The organism is Duganella sp. AC237 (genome assembly GCF_979254035.1).
Window position 1 is genome coordinate 4,731,691 of record NZ_CEEDEW010000003.1, and the last position, 17,092, is coordinate 4,748,782.

16 protein-coding genes are annotated in these 17,092 nt (G+C 64.2%); 4 read left to right on the forward strand and 12 right to left on the reverse strand.

Annotation, left to right across the window (positions count from 1 at the left end; all coding sequences use genetic code 11):
• Positions 1 to 21: 21 nt before the first annotated feature.
• The 3 genes from AC0IYS_RS21030 to AC0IYS_RS21040 form a co-directional block, all read right to left on the reverse strand.
• A complete protein-coding gene (locus tag AC0IYS_RS21030) occupies positions 22 to 3,645 on the reverse strand; it encodes a hydantoinase B/oxoprolinase family protein (RefSeq protein ID WP_471707011.1) in 3,624 nt (1,207 codons plus the stop codon).
• Positions 3,646 to 3,689: 44 nt separating this feature from the next.
• A complete protein-coding gene (locus tag AC0IYS_RS21035) occupies positions 3,690 to 4,967 on the reverse strand; it encodes an MFS transporter (RefSeq protein WP_471707012.1) in 1,278 nt (425 codons plus the stop codon).
• 83 nt (positions 4,968 to 5,050) lie between these two features.
• A complete protein-coding gene (locus tag AC0IYS_RS21040; RefSeq protein ID WP_471707013.1) occupies positions 5,051 to 5,824 on the reverse strand; it encodes a putative hydro-lyase in 774 nt (257 codons plus the stop codon).
• A gap of 153 nt (positions 5,825 to 5,977) precedes the next feature.
• Between AC0IYS_RS21040 and AC0IYS_RS21045 the strand changes: the two genes are divergently transcribed.
• A complete protein-coding gene (locus AC0IYS_RS21045; RefSeq protein ID WP_471707014.1) occupies positions 5,978 to 6,913 on the forward strand; it encodes a LysR family transcriptional regulator in 936 nt (311 codons plus the stop codon).
• Between the two features lie 16 nt (positions 6,914 to 6,929).
• Here AC0IYS_RS21045 and AC0IYS_RS21050 read toward each other — a convergent pair whose 3' ends face one another.
• Positions 6,930 to 7,832, reverse strand: a complete 903-nt coding sequence (locus AC0IYS_RS21050; RefSeq protein ID WP_471707015.1) for a DMT family transporter — start codon at positions 7,830 to 7,832, stop codon at positions 6,930 to 6,932.
• A gap of 137 nt (positions 7,833 to 7,969) precedes the next feature.
• Here AC0IYS_RS21050 and AC0IYS_RS21055 point away from each other — a divergent pair, with 137 nt between their 5' ends.
• The 3 genes from AC0IYS_RS21055 to panC are packed head-to-tail and all read left to right on the forward strand — an operon-like array spanning position 7,970 to position 10,007.
• Positions 7,970 to 8,179, forward strand: coding sequence for a DUF3460 family protein (locus tag AC0IYS_RS21055; protein ID WP_090315205.1), 210 nt, complete (start codon positions 7,970 to 7,972; stop codon positions 8,177 to 8,179).
• A gap of 18 nt (positions 8,180 to 8,197) precedes the next feature.
• Complete coding sequence (locus tag AC0IYS_RS21060; protein ID WP_471707016.1) at positions 8,198 to 9,118, forward strand: segregation and condensation protein A; 921 nt, start codon at positions 8,198 to 8,200, stop codon at positions 9,116 to 9,118.
• Between the two features lie 49 nt (positions 9,119 to 9,167).
• A complete protein-coding gene (panC, locus tag AC0IYS_RS21065; protein WP_471707017.1) occupies positions 9,168 to 10,007 on the forward strand; it encodes a pantoate--beta-alanine ligase in 840 nt (279 codons plus the stop codon).
• Here panC and AC0IYS_RS21070 read toward each other — a convergent pair.
• The 8 genes from AC0IYS_RS21070 to AC0IYS_RS21105 form a co-directional block, all read right to left on the reverse strand.
• Positions 10,004 to 10,381 (reverse strand): hypothetical protein, encoded by a 378-nt coding sequence (locus tag AC0IYS_RS21070; protein WP_471707018.1) that lies wholly within the window; start codon positions 10,379 to 10,381, stop codon positions 10,004 to 10,006. The two genes, panC and AC0IYS_RS21070, sit on opposite strands and share 4 nt — an antisense overlap.
• A 15-nt stretch (positions 10,382 to 10,396) precedes the next feature.
• On the reverse strand, positions 10,397 to 10,768 hold the full coding sequence (locus AC0IYS_RS21075; RefSeq protein WP_471707019.1) for a hypothetical protein: 372 nt from the start codon (positions 10,766 to 10,768) through the stop codon (positions 10,397 to 10,399).
• An 85-nt stretch (positions 10,769 to 10,853) separates the two neighbouring features.
• The gene (locus AC0IYS_RS21080) at positions 10,854 to 12,071 is read right to left on the reverse strand and encodes an EAL and HDOD domain-containing protein (RefSeq protein ID WP_471707020.1); all 1,218 of its coding nucleotides are present in this window, start codon (positions 12,069 to 12,071) and stop codon (positions 10,854 to 10,856) included.
• Between the two features lie 93 nt (positions 12,072 to 12,164).
• Positions 12,165 to 12,554, reverse strand: coding sequence for a chemotaxis response regulator CheY (gene cheY, locus AC0IYS_RS21085; protein WP_008450066.1), 390 nt, complete (start codon positions 12,552 to 12,554; stop codon positions 12,165 to 12,167).
• Positions 12,555 to 12,698: 144 nt separating this feature from the next.
• Complete coding sequence (locus AC0IYS_RS21090; RefSeq protein WP_471707021.1) at positions 12,699 to 13,769, reverse strand: protein-glutamate methylesterase/protein-glutamine glutaminase; 1,071 nt, start codon at positions 13,767 to 13,769, stop codon at positions 12,699 to 12,701.
• A gap of 46 nt (positions 13,770 to 13,815) precedes the next feature.
• On the reverse strand, positions 13,816 to 14,412 hold the full coding sequence (gene cheD / locus AC0IYS_RS21095) for a chemoreceptor glutamine deamidase CheD (RefSeq protein ID WP_090314347.1): 597 nt from the start codon (positions 14,410 to 14,412) through the stop codon (positions 13,816 to 13,818).
• A gap of 3 nt (positions 14,413 to 14,415) precedes the next feature.
• A complete protein-coding gene (locus AC0IYS_RS21100) occupies positions 14,416 to 15,291 on the reverse strand; it encodes a CheR family methyltransferase (RefSeq protein WP_471707022.1) in 876 nt (291 codons plus the stop codon).
• A gap of 48 nt (positions 15,292 to 15,339) precedes the next feature.
• On the reverse strand, positions 15,340 to 17,076 hold the full coding sequence (locus AC0IYS_RS21105; RefSeq protein ID WP_471707023.1) for a methyl-accepting chemotaxis protein: 1,737 nt from the start codon (positions 17,074 to 17,076) through the stop codon (positions 15,340 to 15,342).
• Between the last annotated feature and the right edge of the window lie 16 nt (positions 17,077 to 17,092).

Consider the following 17,092-nt stretch of genomic DNA (forward strand, 5'->3'; position numbering starts at 1 on the left):
GGACTCCCTATGATTGACTCGTTATTGTTTTGAACCGAAGCCGCCGCCGCCCGGCGTTTCGATGGCGAAGACGTCGCCCGCTTGCATGTCCGTGGTGTGGGTGGCGCCGAATTCCTCGATAGCGCCGTCGCCGCGCTCGACCCAGTTGCGTCCCAGTGCCCCCGGCTGCGCGCCCTCAAGCCCGAACGGCGCGACGCGGCGGTGGCCCGCCAGGATGTTGGCGGTCATCGCCTCGAGGAAGCGGATGCGCCGCAGCGCGCCGTCGCCGCCGTGGTGTTTGCCCGCGCCGCCGCTGCCGCGCCGGATCGCGTGCGTCTCGACCAGCACCGGGAAGCGCCACTCCAGCACCTCCGGATCGGTCATGCGCGAGTTGGTCATGTGGGTCTGCACCGCCGCCGTGCCGTTGAAACCGGGGCCGGCGCCGGAGCCCCCGGCGATGGTTTCGTAGTACTGGTGCTCGTCGTTCCCGAAGGTGAAGTTGTTCATCGTGCCCTGCGACGCCGACAGCACGCCCAATGCGCCATACAGCGCGTCGGTGACGGTCTGCGACACTTCCACGTTGCCGGCCACCACGGCGGCCGGATAGCGCGGATTGAGCATCGAACCTTCCGGGATGATCAGCTTGAGCGGCTTGAGCACGCCCTCGTTCATCGGAATGTCGCTGTCGATCAAGGTACGGAACACGTACAACACCGCCGCCTTGCACACCGACAGCGGCGCGTTGAAGTTGGTCGGCCGCTGCCCGCTGGTGCCGGTGAAGTCGACGATCGCGCCGCCGCTGAAATGGTCGATGGTCAGCTTGACCTTGACCACCGCGCCGTCGTCCATCTCGTAGGCGAAGCTGGCGTCGCGCAGGCCGATGATGGCTTTACGCACCGCCGCCTCGGCGTTGTCCTGCACGTGGCCCATGTAGGCCAGCACCACCTCCTCGCCGTAAGTGCCGACGGCCTTCAGCAGTTCGTTGGCGCCGGTCTCGCAGGCGCCCAACTGGGCGATCAGGTCGGAGATGTTCTGGTCGATATTACGGCTCGGCCAGGGACCGGCGGCGAACAGCCCCCGCACCAGCGGCTCGAGGAACACGCCCTTGTCGACGATCTTGACGTTGTCGAGCAAGACACCCTCCTCCTCGATGGTGGTGCTATTGGGCGGCATCGAGCCGGGCGTGATGCCGCCGACGTCGCCGTGGTGGCCGCGCGCGGCGACGTAGAACAGCGGCGCGCCCCAGCCGGTCTCGCCGTACACCGGGCACACCACGGTGATATCCGGCAGGTGGGTGCCGCCGTTGTACGGCACGTTGAGCACATAGGCGTCGCCCGGCGCCATGGTCTTGGCGTGCTGGCGGATCACGCACAACACGCTGTCGCTCATCGACCCCAGATGGACCGGGATGTGCGGCGCGTTGGCGATCAAATTGCCGTCGCGGTCGAAGATCGCGCAGGAGAAGTCCAGCCGCTCCTTCATGTTGACCGAGTAGGCGGTGTTCTCCAGCGTGGTGCCCATCTGGCGCGCGATGGCCATGAACAGGTTGTTGAAGATCTCCAGGTGGATCGGATGGGCGGCGGTGGTCATCTTGTGGGCGCTGCCGGCGGCGCCGCTGCGCTCCAGCAGCAAGGTGCGGTCCGGCAGCACGCTGGCGCTCCAGCCGGCATCGACCACGGTGGTGGCGATCTCCTCGCGGATCAGCGCCGGGCCGGCCACGCGGCTGCCGACCGCCAGTTCGGCGCGCACGTGCAGCGCGATCGGCACAGTCTGGCCGTCGACGTAGCTGTAGACGCGGCCGGAGCCGGTATCGGCGGAGACGGAGGCCGGCACCTCGATGACGAAGTCGGCGCCGTCGCCGGCCCCGATGGCCTCCGCCGACACCGATTCGATCACCAGCGGCTGGCCTTCCATGACGAAGCCGAAGCGGCCGCGATACAGCACCGCGAACGCCTCCGCCATCTCCTCGACGCCGGCCAGCGCGATGACAAAGGCCGAGTCGCTGTCCTGGTACTTGAGGCGCGCGCACAGCTCGACCCGGATATCGTCCGGCGCCACCTGCTGCACCAGCAGGTCGGCGTGGGCCTGGCGCGCCAGTTCCGCCAGTTGCGGTTGCAGCGCCGCCAGCGTGGCGGCGGTCAGCGGCTGCTCGACGGCGCCCTCGCGCATGGCCCGGATGTCGGCCAGTCCCATGCCGAAGGCCGACAGCACGCCGGCGAACGGATGGATGGCGATCTTGGTCATGCCCAGCACGTCGGCCACGCGGCACGCGTGCTGGCCGCCGGCGCCGCCGAAGCAGCACATGGCGTAGCGGCTGACGTCATAGCCGCGCTCCACCGAGATCGACTTGATCGCCTGCGCCATATTGTCGACGGCGACCGCCAGGAAGCCATCGGCGACCGCCGATGGCGACAGGCGCGTGCCGGTTTCGCGTTCGATCTTCGCTGCCAGTTCGCCAAAGGCGCGCACCACCACGTCGCGGTCCAGCGGCAGGTCGCCATTCGGCCCGAAGACGTGCGGGAAGTGCTCCGGCTGGATGCGGCCCAGCATGACGTTACAGTCGGTGACGGTCAGCGGGCCGCCTTTGCGGTAGCTGGCCGGTCCAGGATTGGCGCCGGCCGATTCCGGCCCCACCTTGAAGCGGCCGTTCTCGAAGCTGCAAATCGAGCCGCCGCCCGCCGCCACGGTATGGATGTGCATCATCGGCGCGCGTACCCGCACGCCGGCCACCACGGTTTCGAACACGCGCTCGTAGGCGCCGTCGTAGTGGGCGACGTCGGTCGAGGTGCCGCCCATGTCGAAGCCGATCACCTGTTTCAGGCCGATCGCTTCGCAGCTCTTGACGGCGCCGACGATGCCGCCGGCGGGGCCGGACAGGATCGCGTCCTTGCCCTGGAAGCGGCCGGCGTCGGTCAGGCCGCCGTTCGACTGCATGAACATGATGCGCGTGTCTCCCGTGTCGGCCGACACGCGGGAGACGTAGTCGCGCAGCACCGGCGACAGGTAGGCGTCGACCACCGTGGTGTCGCCACGGCCGACGATCTTCATCAATGGGCTGACCTGGTGGCTGACCGAGATCTGCGTGAAGCCCGCCTCCTCGGCCAGCGCTTGCAGGCGCAGCTCGTGCCGGGGATAGCGGTAGGCGTGCATCAGGACGATGGCGATGGCGGCGATGCCCTTTTCGCGCAGCGCGGCGAACTGTGCGCGCAGCCGCGCCTCATCCGGCGCTTGCAATACGTCGCCATGGGCGCCGACGCGCTCATCGATCTCGATCACTTCCTCGTAGATCAGGTCCGGCAATTCGATGTGCATGGCGAAGATGTTCGGGCGGTCCTGATAGCCGATGCGCAGCTGGTCGGCGAAACCGCGCGTGATGGCCAGCGCCGTGCGCGCGCCCTTGCGCTCCAACAGCGCGTTGGTGGCGACGGTGGTGCCCATCTTGATCACTTCGATCTGGTCGGACGGCAGCGGATCGCCGGTCTTCAAGCCCAGCATGTCGCGCATGCCCTGGGTGACCGCATCGTCGTAGCGCTCCGGGTATTCGGACAGCAGCTTGTGCGTCACCAGCTTGCCATCCGGACGGCGGGCGACGATGTCGGTGAAGGTGCCGCCACGGTCGACCCAGAATTGCCACAGCATTTTTTGGGTTGGAATGTCGTTTTTCATGTCGATGCCTTTTGATCTTTTGTACGGTGAAATCAGCTTATGGGTCAGGATTCGAGCTTTTTGCCGGCGGTTTCGGGCAGCGTCAGCGCCGCCAGGATCATCACGCCGTAAGCGGTGCCGGCGAAGACGCCGATCGCTTCGCCCAGCGCCATGGAGTTGCTGCTCAAGCCGATCATCAGCGGGAACAGCGAGCCGATGGCGCGGCCCATGTTGTAGCTGAAGCCCTGGCCGGAGCCGCGCATCGAGGTCGGGAACAACTCGGTCAGGAAAGCGCCCATGCCGCTGAAGACGCCGGAGACGCAGAAGCCGAGCGGGAATCCCAGGAACAGCATCACGCTGTCGGTCACCGGCAGCCGGGTATAGGCCAGGGCGATGCACATCGAGCCGGTGGCGAACAGGATGAAATTCTTCTTGCGGCCCAGGTAGTCGGTCAGGAAGGCGCTGACGATGTAGCCGACGTACGAGCCGACGATCACCATCGCCAGGTAGCCGCCGGTGCCCAGCACCGTCAGATGGCGCTCGGTCTTGAGGAAGGTCGGCAGCCAGGTGGTGATGGCGTAGTAGCCGCCCTGGGCGCCGGTGGTCAGCAGCACGGCGCGAATGGTCACGCTGAGCATCTTCGGCGCGAAGATGGCGGTGAACTTGACGCGCTCCTCGCTGTTCACCCGCACCTTGTTTTGCTCGGCGATGAAGACCTCCGGTTCATCGACGAAGCGGCGGATGAAGATCACGAACAGCGCCGGCAGTATCCCCAGCAGGAACAGCGAGCGCCATGCCCATTCCGGCGGCAGCAGCGAGAACATCAACGCATACAGCAAGGCCGACATGCCCCAGCCGAGCGCCCATCCCGCCTGCACCATGCCGACCGCCTTGCCGCGGTCCTTGGCGCGTATCACCTCGCCGATCAGGATGGCGCCGGCGGTCCACTCGCCGCCCATGCCAAAGCCCATCAGGCCGCGCGCCCACAGCAGCTGCTCGAAGTTCTGCGCGAAGCCGCACAACACGGTGAAGAAGGCGAACCACAGGATGGTGATCTGCAGCGTCTTGACGCGGCCGATACGGTCCGACATGATGCCGGCGATCCAGCCGCCGGCGGCGGAGGTGAGCAAGGTGACGGTGCCGATCAAGCCGGCGTCGCCCTTGGACAGGCCCCAGGTGGCGATCAGGGTCGGGATCACGAAGCTGAGGAACTGCGTGTCCATCGCGTCGAGCGCATAACCGATCTTGCAGCTCCAGAAGGTGCGGCGCTCCTTGCTGGTCAAGGCGTGGAACCAGGCGAAATATCCTTCCGGCTGGCTGGTGCTGGCTACTTTTGTGTTCATCGTGCTCTCCCTTTTTTTAGAATGCGGCGGTCCCCCGGGTGCCTGTGCGGACCCGATAGCGGGGACTTGCCATGTTGTTTAAGTCAGAATGCGGCTAGCGAGGCGTTGCGTATGTCCGTCACCAGCATGTAGCCCGGCTGGTGGGTGATCACCAGCGGCAGGCGCGCGTGGCGTATGGCCTCCTGCGGCGTGACGCCGCACGGCCAGAAAACCGGGATCTCGTCGGGCATGACCTCGACCGCGTCGCCGTAGTCGGGTTGAGCGAGGTTGGCGATGCCGATCAGCGCGGGTTCGCCCAGATGGATCGGGGCGCCGTGGACGGCCGGGAAGCGGCTGGTGATCTGGATCGCGCGGATGGCGTCGGCCGCCTTCATCGGCCGCATCGACACCACCATCTCGCCGCCGAACGGGCCGGCGGCCCGGTTGCGGATATTGGTGCGGTACATGGCGACGTTGCGGCGCTGCGCGATGTGGCGCAGCGGGATGCCGGCGTCCATCAGCATCTGCTCGAACGAGAATGAACAGCCGATCGCGAACACCACCAGATCGTCGCGCCAGAGGTCGTGCAGCGCGGCCGTTTGCGCCGACAGCACACCTTCGCGGTAGACGTTGTAGCCGGGCGTGTCGCTGCGCAGGTCCATGTCGGCGCCGAGGCTGGCGACATTCCACTGACCGGGTTCGCCGACCGCCAGCAGCGGACAGGCGCGCTGGTTGCGCTGGCAGAAAAGCAAAAAGGCGTCGGCGTGCGCCTGCGGCAGGATCACCAGGTTGGCCTGGGCATAGTCGCCGCAATAGCCCGCGGTGGGCAAGCGGAATTCGCCGCTGCGGACTTTGTGTCGGAATTCAAGGGGAGTCATGGTCGTTTCGCTCACTAGTCGTATAAAAACTGCATGAGTTCAGAATAAACTTGAATATCCCTTCATGCTATCTAGTTATTTTTGCTGTTGTTGTATAGTTTTTCTTATCGCTGTGCGCTATCCCGGTGCATACGGTTAAGGTATTCTTGTTCCATGAATACCCGATTCCTCGAAACCTTTGTCGCGCTGGCGCAGCTCCGCAGCTTCCGCGCCACGGCCCGCGCGCTGCATGCCACGCCGGCCGCGATCTCGTTGCGCATCAAATCGCTAGAGGAGGAATTGCAGACGGAGTTGATCGATCGGAGCTGCAAGGACTTCCGGCTGACGGCCAACGCCGAGTACCTGCTGGGGCACGCGAAAGCGGTGGTCGACGCCACCCGCAGGCTGCAGGCGGCGGCGCACAAAGATAGTGCGGTGCGCGGCCGTTTGCGTCTGGGCGTGATCGAATCGGTGGTCCACAGCTGGCTGGCGCAGTACATCCGGCAGCTCAATGTGTTGTATCCGGAGCTGGAAGTGGACCTGGCGGTCGATATCAGCAATGTGCTGGAGCGCCGGCTGCGGGCGCGCGAGCTCGATCTGGTCATACAGGTCGAGGGCGTGGAGAGCAACGACATCGTGTCGGAGGCGCTGGCGGTCTATCCGCTGCACTGGATCGCGCGCCGCGGGCTGCTCGACACGCGCAAGGAGGGCTTGAACCAGCGCTTGCTGCAGCTGCCGATCCTGACCTTCGGACGCGGCACCGCGCCGCAGCGCGCGCTGGAGGAAATCGTCAGCAAGATGGCCAACCTGGCGATGATTCCGCTGGAGCAGACGCGCATCACCTGTTCGCCGTCGGTGGCGGCGATCGTCCAGTTGGTGAAGGATGGCTATGGCGTGGCGGCGATTCCCAGCCTGTTCGTGGTGTCGTCGTTGGAGAGCGGCGAATTCATCGAACTGCCGGTGCAGCCGGAGCCGCCGTCGATCATCGTCTCGCTGTGCTTCCACACCAACGCCGAAATGCTGGTGCACGCGGCGGCCAACGCCGCCCGCCACGCCTGCGCCACCTACTGCGCGCAGGTCGATCCGCGCTACATCAAATCGCTCGGCTGACTCCCGGCCACGCCGGCTAACCCTTGCGCGCCGAGGTCACAATGCCGGCGACGATCAGCACGAACGCCACCGCGTGGTAGGCATGCGGCGCCTCGCCCAGGAAGGCCGACGACAGCAGCGCGGTAAACAACGGCGTCAGATTGACGAAGAAGGCGCCGATGGCCGGCCCGGCGCGCTGCACGCCCTCGCCCCAGCAGCGGAACGCGATCACCGCCGGGAAAATCGCGACATACAATAACGCGGCGGCCAGCCACCAGCTCCACCGCACGGGGATCGCCCCCAGCCACTGCTCGCCCAGCGCGAAACCGCCCGACCACAGCGCGCCGAACGCCACCTGCGCCGCCAGGAAGCTGGCCCAGTTGGCGCGGATCGCGGCCGGCTCCCGGGTGCGCATCAGCATCCAGCTGTAGAACGACCAGGCGATGGTCGCCAGGATCATGAACAAATCGCCCGCCACCAGCCGCAGCTCGAGCACGTGCCGCCATTCTCCGCGCGCCAGCACCACCAGCACGCCGGCGATCGACAACGCCGCGCCGGCCATCTGGCGCCCAGTGACCGGCACGCCGAAGAACAGCCGGCCCGTCAGCATCATCCATACCGGCAATCCCGAGGCGACCAGGGTGACGTTGATCGGCGTCGAGCTTTGCAGGGCCATGTATTGAAAGGTGTTGTACAGCCCAATGCCCATCAATCCCAACAAGGCGTACTGCTTCCAATGACGCCACAGCGCGCTGTCACGGCGGAACACCGGGCCGGCCAGCGGCAGCAGGATCAGCAGGGCGATCGCCCAGCGCAGGAAATTTAATAACACCGGCGGCAACATGTCGTGCACCAGGCGGCCGACTATGGCGTTGCCGGCCCACAGCAGCGGTGGCAGGGTCAGCAGGAAGATGGTTTTGGGGCTCAGGCGTGCGGTCATTTTAGTTATATCTTTGCAACATTAGCCCTTTGAGCATACCCGATTCCGCCACTTTGCGTGGCCGGCGGCGATAGAATTACCGCGTCGGTGCCGCGTCGCGGTAAAATACCCATTGCTGAGCCACTCACTTGGACTATATGAAATTCTCTAAACAACATTCGATGTACGAATCCGACCACACCTTGTTCATCAAGTCGCTGAAGGAAAAGAACCCGGCGATCGAAGAAGGACAACGTCTGGGCCGCGCGCTGCTGTGGGACAAGGCGCCACTGTCGCTCGACGAGCAGGAACGCCAGCTCGAGTCGGCCGTCAAGCAACAAGCTTACGTCTACCAGAACAAAGTCTAAGGACTTGGGGCGGCACGGATGTTGCCAGACGATACGGCTGAACAGCCGGCCGGCGAGGCGCCAACCCCGCCGCCGGCGGTAACCGCCGACGGCGACGCCGCTGCGGAAGCCCCCGTGTCGCCGGAGGTCGCCGAAGCGGCCGCCGCCGTGACATCGGAAGTGGCCGCCCTCGCCCGCCTGTACGGCGAGCCGCTGCTCAAGCTGCCCAACGATCTGTACATTCCGCCGGACGCGCTGGAAATCTTCCTCGACGCCTTCGAAGGACCGCTCGATCTGCTGCTCTACCTGATCCGCAAGCAAAACTTCAACATCCTCGACATTCCGATGGCGCAGCTGACGCTGCAATACCTGAAGTATGTCGACCAGATCCGCCTGTCGAACCTGGAGCTGGCCGCCGAGTACCTGTTGATGGCGGCGATGTTGATCGAGATCAAGTCGCGCATGCTGTTGCCGCAGCGGCAGTCGGACCTGGAGATCGAACACGACGACCCGCGCGCCGAGCTGGTCCGCCGTCTGCTGGAATACGAGCAGATCAAGCTGGCCGCCTACGACCTGAACGCGATCCCGCAGGTCGACCGCGATTTCGTGCGCACCCAGATCTTCATCGAGCAAAGCCTGGTGCCGACCTGGCCGGAGGTGGCGCCGATCGACCTGCAGCAGGCCTGGCTGGACGTGATCAAGCGCGCCAAGCTGACCCAGCACCACAAGATCAGCCGCGAGGAGCTGTCCGTGCGCGAGCACATGACCGGCATCCTGCGGCGTCTGCAATCGAGCCGTTTCGTCGAATTCGCCGACCTGTTCGACATCGCCGGCGGCGTGCCGGTGGTGGTGGTGAACTTCGTCGCGCTGCTCGAGCTGGCCAAGGAAACGCTGATCGAGATCACCCAGGCCGAGCCGTTCGCCCCCATCTACGTGCGCCTGGCCTATTCGCCCGCCTGAACCCGGCCCGCGCTAACCGAATTCCCTTTACGCTGATAGCGAACATGTTATGAAAATCATCACCACCATTGAAGAACTGCGCGACCAACTGAGCGGTCAACTGCGCACCGCCTTCGTCCCGACGATGGGCAACCTGCACGAGGGCCACCTGTCGCTGATGCGCCTGGCGCGCAAGCATGGCGATCCGGTGGTCGCATCGATCTTCGTCAACCGCCTGCAGTTCGGCCCCAACGAGGACTTCGACAAGTATCCCCGCACTTTCCAGGCCGACGTCGAGAAGCTGGAAAAGGAAGGCGTCTACGTGCTGTTCGCGCCGACCGAGAAGGACTTGTATCCCGAGCCGCAGGAGTTCCGCGTCAATCCGCCAGCCGACCTGGGCAACACGCTGGAAGGCGAATTCCGTCCGGGCTTCTTCACCGGCGTGACCACCATCGTGCTCAAGCTGTTTTCGTGCGTGCAGCCGAAGGTGGCCGTGTTCGGCAAAAAGGATTACCAGCAGCTGATGATGGTGCGTAACATGGCGCGCCAGTTCGCGCTGCCGACCGAGATCATCGGCGCCGAAACCTACCGCGCCGAGGATGGGCTGGCGCTGTCGTCGCGCAATATGTATTTGTCGGAAGCGGAGCGCGCGGAGGCGCCCGCGCTGTTCCAGGGCCTGAACTACGTGGCCAACGAAATGCGCGCCGGCCATCTGGACATCTTCCAGGTGGAGCACAAGGCGATGGAGGATTTGGCCAAGCGCGGCTGGAAGCCGGACTATGTGTCGATCCGCAAGCGCAGCGATCTGCAACCGCCGAGCGCCGGAGATCTGGCGCAAGGCGCGCCGCTGGTGGTGCTGGCCGCCGCTAAGCTGGGCTCGACCCGCCTGATCGACAATCTGGAGATTTAAGGCGGGGGCTGGACCGCCGGGGGCGGCGCGGTGGTCACACCCTGCGGTGAAAGATGGATGATCACCGGCGCCATCGGCTGAAGCGGCGGCGCGGCAGGCGCCGCTTTGGGCACGGCGTTGTTCAGCACGAAGGTCATTACCGTGATGAAGATAGCCATGGACGCGAGAAAGATACCGACCATCCATTGCACCATCCGCGCGCTGGATTCCGCAATTTCCTTGCGCAGATCCGCGCCGAGTTGATCGATCTTAGCGTTTGTCTCCGCGAATCGGCCATTCACATTTGCCTCGAACGCGTCGAGCCTGCCGCCCATACCGGCCCGGACCGACTCGATTTTGGCATCGATATAATCTTTTTCTGAATTGGCGTTCATTGTCGGCACCGTTTATCAAGGTCGGGCAGGCGCCACCGGCATTGGTGGCAACTGGATGACAATGGGCTGTATCGTCTGCATCGGTTGGGCTTGCAACTTTGAAATCGCGGTATTCAGCAAAAACACCATCGAGCTGAAGAAAATAGTCAGCGTGGCGATGAAAATACCCACCATCCATTTGACCATCTGGAAAGTCACGCGCTCGGCCGACTCTTTAATTTCAGTCCTCACTTGGGCTAAGCTCGCGTCCACGGCCGCGAATTTACCACTCACCTCGGCAAATTTCCCATTCACATTCGCCTCGAACGCACCCAGCCGACCATCGATGCCAGCACGAATGGAATCGGTCTTGGCGTCGATATAGTCTTTGTCGGAATTCGCGTTCATCCGTTTATGATCGACCCGACCTGCGGCCATGTCAACGCGCGCACTGAAGATATCAAGCCGGTGTTTGCGCCAGCTTAAAGCAGCGCTAGGCGGCCACGCTTTGCGCCCACGCCAGCGCCGACAGGTGCGCGGTGTTGACGTCTTCCGGACTCAGCTTGAGCGTCGCCGCCAGCGAGGCGACCAGGTCGGAATTGAGCTCGCAAGCCTCTGCCAGCGCCAGATAGGGTCCGTATTTGCCGCCGCGCGTCAGCAACGCCGTCACCACATCGTCCGACAACTGAATGTTGGCGAGCACCTCTTTCATGCTGATGCCCAGCAGCCGGTCCAGCAGCGAAAACATGCCGGCGACGAAGATATTCTCGGCCTCGCTCTTGCCCAGCGCGGCCTGCCCCAGCAGCTCGGCCAGGCGTCCGCGCACCACCGCCGTCTCCAGCAGCACCGGCGAATAGCCGGACGTGCTGGCCGTCGCCAACAGCAAAGTCAGCCAGCGGTACAGCGGCGTATAACCCAGCAACGCCAGCGCCTGCCGGATCGACTGCACCTCGCGCCCCGCGCCGAAGCCGGCCGAGTTGATGAAGCGCAGCAGCTTGTACGACACGGTGGCGTCATGCTTGAGGACGGTTTCGATCTGGCCGACATCGGCGTTCTGCCGCACCATCTGCATCAGCTGCATGATGATGGTCTGCGCCGGATTCATGCCGCCCGAAAGCGAGCTGGTGCGTGGCGTCAGGTGCAGCTTGCCGACGAAGGCGTTCAGCCCCAGCGCGGCGCAGGCGTCGAAGTCGGCCCAGTTGCTGACCGGCCGCGCGATCATGCCCACCGCCGATTGCTTGAAGGCGGCGTAGGTGCGCGCCTGGGTGGCGACGTCGGTGCCGGAAAAGCGCACCTCGACATACGAAGCGAGGGTCGGCAGGCGGGCGCCGCTGCGCGCCAGGTCGGCCTCGCGCAACAGGATGCCGACACCGCCGGCGCGCAGCGCCTGCACCGCCGCCAGCGTATCGGGATTGGCCAGCGCGGCCGCCTTGAGCGACAGCACCGTGCGCTCCGGCGGCAGGCGATGCAACGCATCGGTCGACAGCATCGCCGGCACGGCTTCTAAAAAGAGGATTTTGTCGCGCAGCAGCCAATTGCCGCCGTTGTCCTCGTCGACCATTTGGGCGGCGACGAAGTCGACCAGCAACTCCAGATCGGCCGGCGTCGACGCCGGCGCGGCGCGCTGTTGCTGCCAGGACAATTCATAGCCAACCACCCGCTGCTTGGCATCCAACAACGGCTCACGAACGAGGAAATTGGTCTGGTGCATGGCTATGAGGGGTGAAGCCCGCGACCGCGCGCCAAGCGCGGACTACGGGCGGGACAGCGCCGTGACGGCGCCGCCTTGCTGCTTAAACCATCATCAAGCGCCGAGTTTTTCGAAGATCTTGTTCAGTTTCTCGTCCAGCGTGGCGGCCGTGAACGGTTTGACCACATAACCGTTGGCGCCGGCCTGGGCGGCGGCGATGATGTTTTCCTTCTTCGCCTCGGCCGTCACCATCAGCACCGGCAGCTTGGCCAGCGCCGGGTCGGCACGAATGTTCTGCAACATCGTCAGACCGTCCATGTTCGGCATGTTCCAGTCGGATACGACGAAGTCGAACGATTCGGCGCGCAGCTTCGCCAGCGCCATCACGCCGTCTTCCGCCTCGTCGACATTGGCATAACCCAGTTCTTTCAACAGATTCCGGACGATGCGGCGCATCGTCGAAAAATCGTCAACAACTAAAAATTTCATCTTTGGATCAGCCATGAATTACTCCGTTGATTCTCTACGCGGTTGTGAATAATGCCTACAATTTCCATCAAGTTGTAGGATAGCATTTTCGTTGCTCTAAGGCGAACAAAGTAGCAGTAATACGTCACCGGCGACACATTTAGCGCCGGTTCTTGTCAATTACACCCGCAAGGCGCGCGCGCCATGCGCGGCCAAGTGGCCCAGCACCATGCCCGGCAGCGCCTGCAGCGCGCCGATCTCGTGGGCGGCCCCCACGGCGATCGCCTCGCGCGGCATGCCAAACACCACGCAACTGGCCTCGTCCTGGGCGAAATTATACGCCCCGGCGGTGCGCATCTCCAGCATGCCGGCCGCGCCGTCCTTGCCCATGCCGGTCAGGATCACGCCGACCGCGTTCTTGCCGGCCGCCTGCGCCGCCGAACGGAACAGCACGTCGACCGACGGCCGGTGGCGGTTGACCGGATCGGCCTGGTCGATGCGGGTCATGTAGTTGGCGCCGCTGCGGGTCAGGTACAGGTGCGAGTGGCCCGGCGCGATGTAGGCGTGGCCCGGCAGCACCCGCTCGTTGCCGGCCGCCTCCTGCACCGAGATCTTGCACAGGCTGTCGAGGCGCTTGGCGAACGAGCGGGTGAAGCCCTCGGGCATGTGCTGCGCGATCAGGATGCCGGGGCAGTCCGACGGCATCTGCATCAGGAATTCGCGGATCGCCTCGGTGCCGCCGGTGGAGGCGCCGATGATGATCAGTTTTTCCGACGACGTCAGCGGGTTGCGCAGCTGCGGCAAGGGCGCCTGGCCCTCGGCGCCGGGCTGGGGCAGCACGCGCGCGCGCACGCGGGCCTTGGCGGCGGCGCGGATCTTGTCGGTGATGAGGTCGGTGTACTCGCGCATGCCCGCCTGGATCGAGATTTTCGGTTTGGTGACGAAATCGACCGCGCCCAGCTCCAGCGCGCGCATCGTGATTTCCGAGCCCCGCTCGGTCAGCGAGGATACCATCACCACCGGCATCGGGCGCAAACGCATCAATTTCTCCAGGAAATCGAGGCCGTCCATCTTCGGCATCTCGACGTCCAGCGTGAGCACGTCGGGATTGGTCTGCTTGATCAATTCGCGCGCGACCAGCGGATCGGGCGCCACGCCCACCACTTCCATGTCGGCCTGGCTGTTGATGATCTCGGTCATGACACTGCGGATCAGCGCGGAGTCGTCGACGATGAGGACTTTGATCTTCATAAAATACTACTTTCCGGGCCTGGCCCTCTATCTACTGCGGTGACTATCAAAACAGATCGATCTCGCCGCCGACCGGCGCCTTCTTGAGGCGGCTGGCGTATTCGATCTCGCGCTTGGCCAGGGTGTCGTTATGGGTTTGCATCAGCTTCTTGACCAGCACCTTGCCGGTGCGCGGGAAGAAGTACACCTTGCGCGGATGGATGTCGTTCAAGTCCTCGGCCACCACGCGGATCTTCTCGGTCTTGAGGAAGCTCAGCACGAAGGCCGCGTTGCGCTCGCCGACATTGATCGCCGTGAAGCCCTTGAGCACGGCGCCGCCGCCGAACACTTTCGCTTCCATGTTCTCGCGCTTGGCGCCGGCCTTGAGCAGGTCGTTGATCAAAATCTCCATCGCGTAGGTGCCGTAGCGCGCCGAGGCCGAGACCGGGCTGCCGTCGCCGCCGCCGTCGGGCAGCATGAAGTGGTTCATGCCGCCCAGGCCGGTGACCCGGTCGCGGATGCAGGCCGACACGCACGAGCCGAGCACGGTGACGATCAGCATATCCTTGTTGGTAAAGTAATACTCGCCGGGCAATATCTTGGCGGCTTCACAATCGAACGTGCGGTCGAAATACACGTTCGTGGCAAATTGTTCTAAGTCCATGTGTTATCTCGTGTTGGTCGCGCCGCTTTTCGGAGCGGCGCCGCGGTGTTGATCGTCCAACTCGTACACCGTCTTGCCGCGTAGTTTGAGCGACTCGGACACGTAGAGGAAATTCTCCGAATGGCCCGCGAAGAGCAAGGCGTCCGGCTTCATCAATGGGACAAAGCGCGACAGGATCTTGCGCTGGGTCGGCTTGTCGAAATAAATCATGACGTTGCGGCAAAAGATGACGTCGAACTGACCGCTGATCGGCCAGCCGTCGGCCAGCAGGTTGAGCGGCTTGAACGTGATCATATTGCGCAGTTCGGGGCGCACGCGCGCCATGCCTTCGCGGTCGCCCTTGCCTTTAAGGAAAAAGCGGCGCGAGCGTTCCGGCGACATCTTGTCGAGCCGGTCCATGGTGTAGACGCCGTTTTCGGCGTGGGCCAGCACGTTGGTGTCGATGTCGGTGGCGATGATGTGGCAGTTCGGCGTCAGCGTGTTGAACGCCTCGCACACAGTCATCGCGATGGAGTACGGCTCCTCGCCGGTGGAAGCGGCCGAGCACCAGATGGTGATCGGCTCGCGCTTGTTCTTGACATGCTCGGCCAGCAGCGGGAAGTGGTGCGCCTCGCGGAAGAACGATGTCAGGTTGGTGGTCAGCGCGTTGGTGAACGACTCCCACTCCTCGCCCAGCCTGCCCGCCTCGAGGTCGTCGAGGTATTTGGCGAACGAGGCGATGCCGGTGGCGCGCAGCCGCCGCGCCAGACGGCTGTAGACCATTTCCTGCTTGCTGTCGGCCAGCGAGATGCCGGCGCGTTTGTAGATGAGGCCGCGAACACGTTCGAAATCCTTGGCGTTGAAATCGAACTCTTTGACGGTGTCTTTAGTATGCGGCATGGGGTATTCCTTGGTTTACTGCGCTGATGCTGTCTTTAAAACTAAGATTTAAAACTCTTCCCACTCGTCGCCGCTGGTCTGCGAAGTGGTCAGTTTCTTCGGCGCCGACGGCGTCTTGGGCTTGGCCTTGGCCGGCGCCGCTACCGCCGCTGCGGTTGGCGCGGCAACCGGCTTGGGCGCGGCGCGCTTGACCGCCGGCGGCGCGGCGATGGCGGCGGCCGGCCGGCGCAGGCCGACATCGTCGGCCAGCTTGAACACGCTGACCGCCTTCGCCAGCAACTCGGCCTGCTCCTGCATGCTCTCGGCGGCGGCGGCCGACTCTTCGACCAGCGCGGCGTTTTGCTGCGTCATCTCGTCCATCTGGGTGATGGCCTGGTTGACTTCCTCGATGCCGTTGCTCTGCTCCTGCGTGGCGGCGGTGATCTCGCCCATGATGTCGGCCACCTGGCGGATCGACGTCACGATCAGGTCCATGGTCTGCCCGGCCTCGTCGACCAGGCGGCTGCCGGCATCGACCTTGTCGACCGAATCGCCGATCAATTCCTTGATCTCCTTGGCCGCACCGGCCGAGCGCTGCGCCAGGTTGCGCACTTCCGACGCCACCACCGCGAAGCCGCGACCCTGCTCGCCGGCGCGCGCCGCTTCCACGGCCGCGTTCAGCGCCAGGATGTTGGTCTGGAAGGCGATGCCGTCGATCACGCCGATGATGTCGACGATCTTGCTGGAACTGGCCTTGATCGAGCCCATGGTTTCGACCACCTGCGACACCACGCTGCCGCCCTTCTCCGCCACCGACGACGCGGTCACCGCAAGTTGGTTGGCCTGGCGGGCGTTGTCGGCGTTCTGCTTGACGGTCGACGTCAATTCTTCCATCGACGACGCGGTCTCCTCCAGCGAGCTCGCTTGCGACTCGGTGCGCGACGACAGGTCGGCGTTGCCGGCGGCGATTTCGTGCGACGCCGTCGTAATCAGTTCGGTACCGCTGCGCACCTCGCCCACCGTCTTGGCCAGGCTGTCGTTCATGTCCCGCAGCGCCTGCAGCAATTCGCTCGTTTCATCCTTGCCCTCGACCCGCACGTCGGAGGTCAGCTCGCCCGAGGCCACGCGCTGGGCCACCGCCACCGCGCCCGACAGCGGCACCACGATGGAACGGGTGATCACCACCGCGAAGACCACGCCCAGGGCCACGGCCACCGCGCCCAGGCCGAACAGCACGAACATCAGCGAACGGTCCGCGGTGACGGAACCTTCCATCACATGCGCGGCGTCGGCCTGCTGCATGTCGACCAGTTTGTTAATCTGCGTCAGCGTTTGCTGGTTAAGCGGATCGATGCGGCCGGAAATGACCTTGGCCGCACCTTCGCTGTTAAACGCCAGCACTTGTCCGATCGCCTCCTTGAAGGCGCTGTCGGTGTCGGCGTCGAGCTTGGAGATCTCGCCCAGCACCTTTTTCTCGTCGTCGTTCAGGCCCAGCGCCTTGAGGTCGGCGACCGCCTTGTCGTAGCGCGCGCGTTGGTCCTTGACCTTCTGCTCTTCCTTCTGCATCAGGCTCACGTCCGATTGCAGGCCGATATTGCGCATGGCGATGCCGGTTTCCAGCATCGAGCTTTTCATCGCCGCCGCCTGCAGGTTCTTGGCGGTGCTCAGCTCCAGGCCCGTGGTCAGCTTGCTCTTGTTGCTGAAGTTGAGGTAGTTGGTCATCAGGACCATCGCCACCAGGATCAGCAAAATGCCGCCGAAGCCGATGCGCAGCCGTGTACCGATGGTGAAATCGCGTAAATTCATTTTGTTTCTCCCCTAT